Below are 12,218 nucleotides of genomic sequence, written 5' to 3' on the forward strand. Positions count from 1 at the left end.
CATGCGAAGCCTTTGATGATATTTCTATTGTGTCCTGTGAAAACCCGACAGCAGGCTTGCGTCAAAAGACGCCATAAATACGACATGCGCACCATTTCGCGACATGACGCCCCGCGCAATAACGATGGCTTTTTGCCTGCCCGCCAGTCCTCCTGACAGACAGCTGTCAGGAGCCGGTTCCACCCAAGGTTTCCTTTTTGCGGTCGCGCTATAGTTTATCATGAACACAATTAAGCAATATGGGACGAGGAAAATGTCATACCGAGGTCTTCTGAAGGGCGCAGCCATCGCAGTCACCCTGATTGCGGGCGCGACGGGACTTTCAAATCCAGCACAATCACAGGTTGTCGTTTCATCCAAGATCGATACGGAAGGCGGCGTGCTGGGCAACATCATTCTCGCCATGCTCAACGCCAACGGCATTCAGACGACCGACCGTATTCAGCTCGGCGCGACGCCGGTGGTGCGCAAGGCAATCGTGGCCGGTGAGATCGATATTTACCCCGAATATACCGGCAATGCGGCCTTCTTCTTCAACAAGGCAGACGATCCGCTCTGGAAAGACCCGGCCAAGGCGTTTGAGACGGCAAAGAAGCTCGATTACGACGCCAACAAGATTGTCTGGCTGTCGCCTTCGCCCGCCAACAACACCTGGGGCATTGCACTGCGCAAGGATGTGGCGGACGAAAACAAGCTCGCCAGTCTCAGCGATTTCGGCAAATATGCTTCTGGCGGCGGCAAGGTCATTCTGGCCGCCTCGTCGGAATTCGTGAATTCGGCTGCCGCCCTGCCCGCCTTCCAGACCGCCTATGGCTTCGCGCTGAAGCAGGATCAGCTGATCACTTTGTCCGGTGGCGATACGGCTGCGACCATTGCCGCCGCCGCCAACCAGACCAATGGCGCGAACGCGGCCATGGTCTACGGCACCGATGGCGGCATCGCCCCATCCGGGCTGGTGGTGCTGGAAGATGACAAGCATGTGCAGCCCGTGTATCAGCCCGCACCCATCATCCGCGAGGACGTGCTGAAAAAGAACCCGAAGATCGAAGAACTGCTGAAGCCGGTTTTCGCAAAGCTCGACCTGACCACGCTGCAGGAACTGAACGGTCGCGTGCAGTTGGGCGGTGAACCGGCCAAGGCGGTCGCCGAAGACTTCCTGAAGAAGAACGGCTTTTTGAAATAGGCGGATAAAGGCGACCCGTTGCCGGATAGAATCGCAGTCCCTCATTCCAATTCGGCGAATGCTGAAAAGGCCTCGCATGGCCTGTTCGGCCATGTCGACAAGCTTGGCTTCGTCATCGCGGTTTTGTCCATTGCCGGGCTGCTGCTGCCCTTTGCCAATTTCCGCGCCAACCGCATCGTGCAGGGCGAGCCGCGCTTTGTGCTCGACGCCTTGCCGATGGCCGAAGCCTTGTTTTTGCTTGGCATAATGGCAGCGGTCCTGCTTTTTGGCCTCTTCTCGGCCAAAGCCATGCTGCGGCTTGGCGCAAGCCTTGTCGGCCTTGCCGCCATCCTGATCGCGATCGGGCTTGCGGCAACACATCTTTCACCCGACGGCAATAATTATGCCCGCGTTTCACCTGCATCGGGCTTCTGGCTGCTGCTGTTTGCCAGCGGCATTTCGGTTGCCGACGCTCTGGTGCGCTTGCAAGTGCGACCGCTCATGCGTGTGGGCTTGCTGATACTCGCGGCCCTTCTTCTTTATGCGCTGCTCGCCTCGGGATTTTGGGACAATCTGTCCTTCATGAAGGAATATCTCAGCCGCGCCGACAGTTTCTGGAACGAAGCCCGCCGTCATGTGGAACTCGCGCTCGGCTCGCTTGTCGCAGCGACGATCATCGGCATTCCGCTTGGCCTCGTCTGCCACCGTGTGCCACGGCTGCGCGGACTGGTGCTGAACAGCCTCAACATCGTGCAGACCATTCCCTCCATGGCGCTCTTCGGCATTCTGATCGCACCGCTCGGCTGGCTTGCGGCCAACGCGCCATGGGCGGCAAGCCTCGGCATTCGCGGCATTGGGGCCGCTCCCGCTTTCGTGGCGCTGTTTCTCTATTCGCTGCTGCCCATCGTCGCCAATACGGTGGCCGGGCTCGCGCAGGTGCCAGCACCGGTCAGCGATGCCGCGCGCGGCATGGGCATGACGCGGCTGCAACGGCTGTTCAAAACCGAATTTCCACTAGCCTTTCCGGTGATCCTCACCGGCATCCGCATCGTGATGGTGCAGAATATCGGCATGACCACCATTGCCGCCCTGATCGGCGGCGGCGGTTTCGGCACATTCGTCTTTCAGGGGATCGGGCAAACGGCCATGGATCTGGTGCTGCTCGGCGCGCTGCCGACCGTTCTGCTGGCCTTTGCCGCTGCCGTCGTGCTCGACGCGGCTATCGAAATGACCGGAAAAGGAACCGCCGCATGATCGAGTTCGACCGGATCACCAAACGCTATAACGGTCACGCTGCCGTCGATGCAGTCAGCTTTTCCGTTGAGCCGCACAGTATCGCGGCCATTGTCGGCACATCCGGTTCAGGCAAGACGACCCTGCTGCGCATGGTCAACCGTCTCGTCGAGCCGACCGAAGGCGAAATTCGCATCGACGGGCACAGCAATATGGACGAGCCGGGGCACGCCTTGCGGCGGCGGATCGGTTACGTGATCCAGCAGCACGGGCTTTTCCCGCATCGCACGGTCGCGGAAAATATCGCCACCGTGCCGGTTCTGCTCGGCTGGACGAAACAGCGTATCGATGCCCGCGTCGATGAACTGCTCGATTTGTTTCAGCTTGAACCGGCGGATTATCGCGACCGCTATCCGCAGGAACTGTCCGGCGGGCAACAGCAGCGCGTCGGCGTCGCCCGGGCGCTGGCGGCGGAGCCGAACATATTGCTGATGGATGAACCTTTCGGCGCGCTCGACCCGGTCATCCGTGCCAAGGCGCAGGAAGACCTGAAGGCGATCCAGCGCCGTTTCGGCACCACGATCCTGCTGGTCACGCATGATATGGAGGAAGCCATTTCGCTTGGCGACCATATTGCGGTGATGGATGACGGCAAGCTTTTGCAATATAGCCCGCCTGCGGACATTCTGGCGCGACCCGCGACGGACTTCGTCGAAAGGCTGGTCGGCACCGGCGAACGCCCTTTCCGCCTGCTCTCGCTCACCGATCTCAAGACGGTCCTGCAACCGGGTGATGCCAGCGGCGACGCCATGCCGGTTTCCGCCTCGCAACGCGATGCGCTGGCCGAGCTTTTATGGTCGGGTCGCAATGCTCTGCCGGTTCTGGACGCAGACGGCAGACCGCTTGGCCGCGTCACACTGGAAAAGCTGTTGCGAAAAGCGGAACGCCCGGCATGAGGCTGTTCATTTCCATCATTCCACGGCTGGCGCTTCTGGCGATGCTGCTGCTCTTTCTGATGCAGCCGCATCTGTTCGAACCCGTCTTCCGCCCATTGGTCAGCGATGGCGCGCCCGTCATCTATGACCGCGCCAATCTGATGACGCTGACCTTGCAGCATTTGGGGCTGGTGGCATTGGCGACACTGATATCCACGCTGGTGGCCGTCGCCATGGCGATCTTCGTCACAAGACGGCAGGGCGCGGAGTTTCTGCCGCTTTCGCGCAGTCTGGTGAATATCGGCCAGACCTTTCCGCCCGTTGCGGTGCTGGCGCTCGCCGTGCCGATCTTCGGTTTCGGCGACAAGCCGACGCTGATCGCGCTGTTTCTCTATGGGCTGCTGCCGATCTTCGAGAACACGCTGACCGGGCTCACCACCCTGCCTGCGCCTGTCGTGGAAGCGGCGCGCGGCATGGGCATGACGGGAATGCAGCGTCTGGTCAAAGTGGAAATGCCGCTTGCCATGCCGGTCATTCTTGCCGGAATAAGGCTATCGGCGGTGATCGGCCTTGCCACCGCCACCATCGGCTCGACAGTGGCCGCCCGGACGCTTGGCGAAGTCATCATCGCCGGTCTCATCTCCAACAATCTTGCTTTCGTGCTGCAAGGCGGCCTTGTCGTCGCGGCGCTGGCCATTTTGATCTTCGACGGATTTCAGGCCCTTGAACATTATCTCATGAAACAGGCCGGAACCGACGCCTGAACCGCACCAGCCCCCTTTGAATAGCCGCATTGCATTCCTATATCGTCGTAAATGACCATTGGATGAGGAACGGAATGAATATCGGGCAGGCAGCCACAGCATCGGGCATATCGGCGAAGATGATCCGCCATTATGAAACCATCGGGCTTATCGAGGCTGCCGAACGCACAGGTTCCGGCTATCGCGTCTACACGCAAAAAGATGTCGAGACGCTGCGCTTCATCCGTCGCAGCCGCGATCTCGGTTTTCAGGTCGAGCAGATCAAGGAACTTCTGGCGCTCTGGCGTGATCGCAACCGCGCTTCTTCCGATGTGAAGAAAGTTGCGCTCGTCCATGTCGAGGAACTGGAAGCCAAAATGCTGCAGCTGCAGGAAATGGCCGATACGCTGCGCCATCTGGCGCAAAACTGCCATGGCGATAACCGTCCCGACTGCCCGATCATCCACCAGCTCGCGGCAAACGTCGCCGAGCCGCGCAAACGTCCTGCCGCGCGCAAGGGCGAATTGCTGCACAGCAAGGTCTGACCAACCCACATATTCAGAAGAAAACGCCGGGATTTCTCCCGGCGTTTTTGTTGCAACTTCCGTTGGGAGTTAGCTCTTCGGCAGCGTATAGGCGATAACGTAATCGCCCGGCTTGGTGCCGATCGAGCCATGACCACCGGCCACCATCAGCACGAATTGCTGATCGCCGACCGTGTAGGACATTGGTGTCGCCTGTCCGCCCGCGGGCAGACGTGCTTCCCACAGAACCTTGCCATTTGTCAGGTCATAGGCGCGCAGATAGTTGTCCACGGCGGCACCGAGGAAGGCAACGCCGCCTGCCGTGATCATCGGTCCGCCTATGCCCGGTACGCCGACTTTCAGCGGCAGCGGAACCGGCGCCATATCGCGGATGGTGCCGTTGCGATGCTTGTAGACGGTCTTGCCGGTGCGCAGATCGACGCCCGTGACATAGCCCCATGGCGGGGTCTGGCACGGAATGCCGAGCGGGCCGAGGAACGGTCCCATGAAGACGCCATAAGGCGCGCCGTCATTGCGGTTCAGGCCCTGTTCGCTGCCCTTCTCATCCTGTCCCTTCGGTGGAATTTCCGAACGCGGGACAAGGCGCGAGGTGAAGGCCAGATAGGTCGGCATGCCGAACATGACCTGACGCACCGGATCGACCGCCACACTGCCCCAGTTGAAGACGCCGAAATTGCCCGGATAGACAATGGTGCCCTTCAGCGAAGGTGGCGTGTAGCGGCCTTCATAGGCAAGCTGGTGGAACTTGATGCGGCAGGCCAGTTGATCGAACATCGTCACACCCCACATGTCGCTTTCACGCAATGCAGGCGGGCTGAAGGTCAGATCGGAGATCGGCTGCGTCGGCGACGAATGATCTTCCGGGATAGTGCCGGTCGGAGCCGGGATTTCCTTGACCGGAATGATCGGCTCGCCGGTGCGGCGGTCGAGCACATAGAGGTCACCCTGCTTGGTCGGGCCGACCAGCGCAGGCGTGCCATTGATATCGAGCAGCACCGGCTGCGCCGGAACGTCCATGTCCCACAGATCATGGTGGACCGTCTGGCGCACCCACTTCACCTGACCCGTATTCACATCGAGCGCGACGATGGAGGAGGAATATTTCTCCACATTTTCGCTGCGCCCCATGCCGAGCTGGTCAGGCACCTGATTGCCGAGCGGCACGAAGATCAGGCCGAGCTTTTCGTCCACGCTGGACACCGACCAGCTATTGGGCGAATTCGTGGTGTAGAACTGGCCTTCCGGCAGCGGTGTCGTGACGTCCGGATTACCCGAATCCCAGTTCCAGATAAGCTGGCCCGTGCGGATATCGAAGGCGCGGATGACGCCCGACTGCTCTTCCGTCGAATAGTTGTCGTTGACGGCGCCGCCGACAATGATCTTGTCGCCAACAACAGCAGGAGGCGAGGTCGAGTAATAATAACCGGCCGGGTTATATTTCATGCCATGGCCGAGATCGAGCGTACCGCCATTGGCGAAATCGGTGCAGATCTCACCGGTCGCCGTGTCGAGCGCGATCAGACGCGCATCCGAGGTCGGCAGATACACGCGTTCTGTACATTTCGCGCCAGCCGTTGCATTGGTGTCCTTCCAGTAGCTCACGCCACGGCAGGTCTGGTGCTGGCGGTCGGTGTTGAAGCCGACCTTCGGGTCGAACTTCCACTTTTCCTTGCCGGTCGCGGCGTCGAGCGCAATCGCCCAGTTATGCGGCGTGCAGAGATAAAGCGAATCGCCGATCTTCAGCGGCGTCACCTGATAGGTGGTTTCGCCAACATCCTGCGGCTGCTTCACGTCGCCGGTCTGGTACTGCCAGGCCACCTGCAATTTGGAGACATTGTCAGGCGTGATCTGCGCCAGCGGCGAATAACGCTGGCCGTAAGGCGTGCGGCCATATTGGTGCCATTCGCCTTCCGGCACATTGCCGCCGAGGTCCGGCGTCGCCGCAACCTTCTCTGTCGGCAGGTCGCCGGAAATATTGTACGGGTCCTGCGTCATGGAATAGCCAGCAATGGCAAGCGCGATGACGCTCGCGACCGTCAGCGGCAGCCCGCCGCCGCCCTTGCCACTATTGAGCGGCTTTCTGATCCAAGGGGTCAAAAGCCACAGGCCGAGCAGCACGATAATGCCGCCACGCGCGCCAAGCTGCCACCAGTCGAAACCGACTTCATAGACGGCCCAGCCCAACGAACCGAGCACGATCAGCGCATAGAGCCACAGGGCCGAAGCGCTTCTTTTGAAGAGAAGAGCGCCTGTCAGCAAAAAGCCGACAGCCGCAACGATATAGTACCAGCTGCCCCCCAGGGTGATCAGCTCGATACCGCCCCAGCCGAGCGCAAGCCCGACCAGCAGAAGGACGATGGAGGTCAAGGAAATCAGCAAAATATTACCCCTTCAAGTGTGACTGCAGACCCGCCGTGCCTGAGCCGAAACGCACGGAACACATCGAATGCGAGAAGTCCTGATGGGTGGGAGCGCCGCTGCGTTTCAGACGCCGCGACACTCTCTGCCTGTATTAAACATTAGGCAGAAATAAAATAAATCCAGAGGAAATGAAAAAAGGCGACTCGTGAGAGCCGCCTTTGCTTGGGAGTTAGTTTGAATTGCGGTTTTGGTCAGCCGAGGGGACTCTTGAACCGCCGCAACCGCAACGCATTGCTGAGCACGAAAATGCTCGACAGCGCCATCGCGCCCGCCGCCAGAACCGGCGACAGCAAAGTGCCGGTAAAGGGGTAGAGAATACCGGCGGCGACCGGAATGAGCGCCACATTATAGGCAAAGGCCCAGAAGAGATTTTCGCTGATATTGCGGATCGTCGCCTTGGATATGGCGATGGCATTGGCGACACCACGCAGGTCGCCCGACATCAGCACCACATCCGCACTTTCAATCGCGATATCCGTTCCGGTACCGATGGCGATGCCCACATCTGCCGCTGCCAGCGCCGGGGCGTCGTTGATGCCGTCCCCGACAAAAGCGATGCGCTTGCCACCAGCCGAAAGCCGCTTCAGCGCTTCGACCTTGCCGTCGGGCAGCACTTCCGCCACCACTTCATCAATGCCGAGCCGCTTGGCGATGGCCTGTGCGGTACGGCGGTTGTCGCCGGTAATCATCGCCACGGTGAGCCCCTGTTCGTGTAGAGCGGCGATGGCGGCAGGCGTTGTCTCCTTCATCGGGTCTGCGACCGTCAGGATAGCCGCAAGCTTTCCGTCAACGGCGGCATAAAGCGGCGACTGCCCTTCATCGCCAAGGCGCGTCGCATCCTCTGCAAACACCGCCACATCATGGCCGAGCTTCGCCATATAGCGATCAGCGCCGATAGCGATTTCATGCCCCGAGACGGTCGCCTTGAGGCCGAAACCCGGCACTGCTTCGAAAGCCGAGACATCGGCAAGCTTCAGGCCCTTTTCCCTGGCTGCCGTCACAATGGCGTCGGCAATCGGATGTTCCGAGCGAGCTTCGACAGCTGCCACCAGCGCCAGAAGTTCGTGCCTGTCGAAACCGTCTACCGTTGCAAAATGCGCCAGTGCAGGCTTGCCCTGGGTCAGCGTGCCGGTCTTGTCGACGGCGATGATCGATGCATCGCGCAAGGTTTGCAGTGCATCGCCCCGGCGAAACAGAACGCCGAACTCGGCGGCGCGACCGGTGCCAACCATGATGGAGGTCGGCGTGGCAAGGCCCATGGCGCAAGGGCACGCGATGATGAGCACCGCAATGGCATTGACCAGCGCGTAGCCAAGCATGGCCGTCCCTCCGATGGCGAGCCAGAGCACGAAAGTCAACGCGGCGGCGGCCATGACGGCGGGCACGAACCAGCCCGTCACCTTGTCGACCTTGGCCTGAATGGGCAGCTTGTCGGCTTGCGCATCCTCGACCATGCGGATGATCTGCGAGATCACCATGTCGCGGCCCACCTTGGTGGCGCGGAAGGTGAAAGCGCCGGTTTTATTGATGGTGCCGCCGACCACTTCCGCGCCCTCGTCCTTGGCGACAGGGACAGGCTCGCCGGTGATCATCGATTCATCGACATAGGACGAGCCTTCGACCACCTCGCCATCGACCGGCACTTTCTCGCCGGGCCGCACCTGCACGATATCGCCTGCGCGCACGTCTTCCAGCGGCACATCGATCGTCTCGCCATTGCGCACCACGCGGGCCGACTTGGCCTGCAAGCCGACCAGACGGCTGATGGCCGCACTGGTGCGCCCCTTGGCGCGCGCTTCAAGATAGCGCCCGATCAGAATCAGCGTGACGATAACCGCCGCCGCCTCGAAATAGACATTGACGGTGCCCGCTGGCAAAACGCCCGGCAGGAAGGTTGCGACAAGCGAGAAGCCCCAGGCCGCAAGCGTGCCGACGACCACCAACGAGTTCATATCCGGTGTGGCGCGCAGCAGCGCCGGAATGCCCTTCTTGAAGAAGCGCAGACCGGGGCCGAACAGGACGAGCGTGGTCAGCACGAATTGCAGATACCAGCTGTTCTGCATGCCGATCCGGTCCATCACGAACATATGGACAGCGGGAATGAGATGCGATCCCATTTCCAGCACGAAGACCGGAAGCGTCAGGACGGCGGCCAGCAGAACGCTCTTCTTCAGTTCCGCAGCTTCGGCATCGCGCTTTTCGCTTTGGGTTTCGGCTGGCGCTTCATCTTTTCTATCGTTCAGCGACCGCGCTTCGTAACCAGCTTTCTCGACGGCCTTGACGAGTTCGGATGTCTCGACCCCACCCGCCAGTTCCACATGGGCGCGTTCGGTCGCCAGATTGACGCTGGCGCGCGTCACGCCCGGCACCGCATTCAACGCCTTTTCGACCTTGCTGACGCAGGAAGCGCAGCTCATGCCCTCAATGGCAAGATCGACGCTGCTCGAAGGAACCTCATAGCCCGCCTTGCGAATGGCATCGATGACGGCAGGCAGATCCGGCGCGTCTTTGAAGGTTACGTCGGCGCGCTCGGTGGCCAGATTGACGGAAACCTTATCGACGCCTGCAACCTTCGACACCGCCTTTTCGACCGAGGAAACACAGGATGCGCAGCTCATGCCTTCCACGGGAACGGGAAAGCTGATGGTTTCGTGATCGACGGGCTTGTTCATGGCAATCCTCTTCGAGACCTTTAGCGGTCCCTTTTCAGCCTTCGGGCGCGCATCTTGTCCGAAAACCGTTTCACACTTTTCGGGATGCGCTCTAACAGAGGCTAGATTTCTGAATTGCCATATAAGTAGTCCTTCCCACCGTTGGAAGGTCAAGCGCTTTTTTGAAAGCGGAATTGCGGCAGCGTTTTTTCTGGAGTTTCCGGGTCAGACCGGCAGGCGGTTATGGGCTGCGGGCATGGCAAGACCAGTGCCGTTATTGCTCTGGATGAAGGCATGCACATCGCTGGCTGGCATCGGGCGTCCGGTCAGATAGCCCTGCACTTCGCCGAAACGTTCGGTTCTCAGGCGTTCCAGCTGCTGCGCTGTTTCCACGCCCTCGGCGGTGGTGACGATATTGAAGCCGGCGCCAAGTGTCGCCACCGCCTGGATGATGGCAAGATCGCGCGTATCCGCTTCGATGCCGGACACGAAGCTGCGGTCGATCTTGATCTTGTCGAACGGAAAGGAGCGCAGATAGCTGAGCGAGGAATAGCCGGTGCCGAAATCGTCCATAGCAATGCGGGCGCCCAGACGGCGCAACTCGAACAGCAATTCGATATTGTGCTTGCTGTTGGAGAGAAACACCGATTCCGTGATTTCCAGTTCCAGCCGGTTCGGCGACAGGCGGGCTGCATCCAGCGCATCGGTGACAGAGCGCAGAAGCGAGGTCTGGCTGAACTGGACCGGCGAAAGATTGACCGAGACCTTGATATCTTCCGGCCAGGAAACCGCCTCGCGGCAGGCAGCCAGCAGCACCCAATCGCCAATCGGGCCGATCAATCCGGTTTCCTCGGCAAGCGGAATGAATTCCGCAGGCGATACCATGCCGCGTTCGGGATGACGCCAGCGGATCAGCGCTTCGAAGCCGGAAATCAGTCCGCTCTCCAGATTGAAGATCGGCTGGTAATGCAGTTCGAACTGTTCGGACAGCAAGGCCTGACGCAGTTCGCTCGTCATGATGTGGCGCTTTTCGGCGGCCAGACGCAGCGAATGCTGGTAGAAATGGAATGTGCGCCTGCCGCTCGATTTTGACGCATTGAGCGCCAGATCGGCATTGCGCATCAGCACGTCGGAATTGTCGCCATGCAGCGGCGCCTGCGCGATGCCCATGCTGCAGGTGACGAATTCGGAATTGTCACCCAGCCGGAACGGTTCCTGAAAGGCCGAAAGCACCCGGTCTGCAAACATGGCGATCTGGCCGACGGTGCCGCTGCGATAGATGACGGCGAATTCGTCGCCACCAAGCCGCGCGATGAACTGGTCGGACGTGGTAATCTGGCGCAAACGCTCGGCAACCTGTTGCAAAAGCTGGTCGCCCGCCTGATGGCCGATATTGTCGTTGATGCTCTTGAAGTGATCGATATCGATACAAAACAGCGCAAAAGGCTCCGCATCGCCGCGCTTTTTTAGCAATTCCTCCACATGATGGGAGAAAGCGGCGCGGTTGGGCAGGCGCGTCAGGCTGTCATGCATGGCGATATGGGCCATGCGTTCCTCGATTTCGCGCCGTTCGGTGACATCTTCGATCAGGCCGATCAGATAACGCGGCGTGCCGCCCTCAACCGGCGGAATGGAACTCTTGATGACACGCAGAATGCGCTGCGTTCCGTCGTCATGTTGGGACTTATATTCGACGCTGAGCGCCTCGCCCTTGCTCATCACCTGACGATCCTGCTGCGCATATTGGCGGCGTTCCAGATCCGACATCAGCTGCGCATCGGTGAAGCCGACAACCGCATCGACCGCCTTGCCGCTCGCTCGCGACGCCGCCTGATTATAGAGGACATAGCGGCCATCATCCTGCATGTCCTTGATGAACACGCCGAGCGGCAGATTGCTAACGAGGCTGTCGAGCAGCGACTGGGCATGGATCGCCTGCCGGTTGGCCTTGGCCAGTTCGGTCCGGTCCTGCACGATGGCGAGGATCGCTTCCCGGCCATCGAACTGCACCTCACGTCCATAGGTCAGAACTTCGATGATTTCGCCATCGGCGCGCCGGTGCTGCCAGCGCTCCGGACGTTCCAGATCGCTGCGATCCCGGACAGCGCTCAGCATACGCTCGCGCTCGGTATGCGGACGAATATCGAGGACCGTCATGCCGGGCAGTTCATCGGGCGTGTAGCCGTAAAGCGCATAGGCGGCATCATTCATGATGATGAAGCCCAATGTTTGTGGATCATAGACCCACATCGGCGTTGGATGGGTGGTGAACAGAATACGGAAATCCTGCTGGGGCGTGCTCGCCATGGAGCTTCCCGCCTGTACCGGACCGGCTTTCCGCTTCGCCATTATAAACCCCTTGCCCCAAGCCGACACATGCCGTCGTTCTAATTAGCCAACAAAACCTCTCACTGGAACATCATATTCCGCATGTGTTCATGAGACAGGCTCACAAACAGACAAGCGGGGACCGCCACCCAGACACACTTCCCCGCAACTAGATTACGACCAATGGTTTTAACAAACCA

General features: G+C 60.1%; 8 protein-coding genes. 5 read left to right on the forward strand and 3 right to left on the reverse strand.

All coding sequences use genetic code 11. The features are described from left to right. Nucleotides 1-253 precede the first annotated feature (253 nt). The 5 genes from osmF to cueR all read left to right on the forward strand — a co-directional run bounded on the left by osmF (nucleotide 254) and on the right by cueR (nucleotide 4,618). The gene (osmF, locus tag FIC94_RS07180; RefSeq protein WP_140024420.1) at nucleotides 254-1,183 is read left to right on the forward strand and encodes a glycine betaine ABC transporter substrate-binding protein OsmF; all 930 of its coding nucleotides are present in this window, start codon (nucleotides 254-256) and stop codon (nucleotides 1,181-1,183) included. A gap of 30 nt (nucleotides 1,184-1,213) precedes the next feature. Then, a complete protein-coding gene (locus FIC94_RS07185; protein ID WP_235891972.1) occupies nucleotides 1,214-2,416 on the forward strand; it encodes an ABC transporter permease in 1,203 nt (400 codons plus the stop codon). Next, nucleotides 2,413-3,351, forward strand: a complete 939-nt coding sequence (locus FIC94_RS07190; protein ID WP_140024422.1) for an ABC transporter ATP-binding protein — start codon at nucleotides 2,413-2,415, stop codon at nucleotides 3,349-3,351. The genes FIC94_RS07185 and FIC94_RS07190 overlap by 4 nt, the downstream gene beginning before the upstream one ends. Beyond that, nucleotides 3,348-4,094, forward strand: coding sequence for an ABC transporter permease (locus tag FIC94_RS07195; protein WP_140024423.1), 747 nt, complete (start codon nucleotides 3,348-3,350; stop codon nucleotides 4,092-4,094). Before FIC94_RS07190 ends, FIC94_RS07195 begins: the two co-directional genes overlap by 4 nt. A gap of 74 nt (nucleotides 4,095-4,168) precedes the next feature. Then, on the forward strand, nucleotides 4,169-4,618 hold the full coding sequence (gene cueR / locus FIC94_RS07200; protein ID WP_109368231.1) for a Cu(I)-responsive transcriptional regulator: 450 nt from the start codon (nucleotides 4,169-4,171) through the stop codon (nucleotides 4,616-4,618). 69 nt (nucleotides 4,619-4,687) lie between these two features. Here cueR and FIC94_RS07205 read toward each other — a convergent pair whose 3' ends face one another. The 3 genes from FIC94_RS07205 to FIC94_RS07215 form a co-directional block, all read right to left on the reverse strand. Further along, on the reverse strand, nucleotides 4,688-6,997 hold the full coding sequence (locus FIC94_RS07205; RefSeq protein ID WP_140024424.1) for a glucose/quinate/shikimate family membrane-bound PQQ-dependent dehydrogenase: 2,310 nt from the start codon (nucleotides 6,995-6,997) through the stop codon (nucleotides 4,688-4,690). 233 nt (nucleotides 6,998-7,230) lie between these two features. Further along, a complete protein-coding gene (locus tag FIC94_RS07210) occupies nucleotides 7,231-9,711 on the reverse strand; it encodes a heavy metal translocating P-type ATPase (RefSeq protein WP_140024425.1) in 2,481 nt (826 codons plus the stop codon). A gap of 204 nt (nucleotides 9,712-9,915) precedes the next feature. Next, the gene (locus FIC94_RS07215; protein ID WP_235891966.1) at nucleotides 9,916-12,039 is read right to left on the reverse strand and encodes a putative bifunctional diguanylate cyclase/phosphodiesterase; all 2,124 of its coding nucleotides are present in this window, start codon (nucleotides 12,037-12,039) and stop codon (nucleotides 9,916-9,918) included. Nucleotides 12,040-12,218 lie beyond the last annotated feature (179 nt).

This window comes from Ochrobactrum teleogrylli (genome assembly GCF_006376685.1).
In the GTDB taxonomy this organism is placed as follows: Bacteria; Pseudomonadota; Alphaproteobacteria; order Rhizobiales; family Rhizobiaceae; genus Brucella; species Brucella teleogrylli.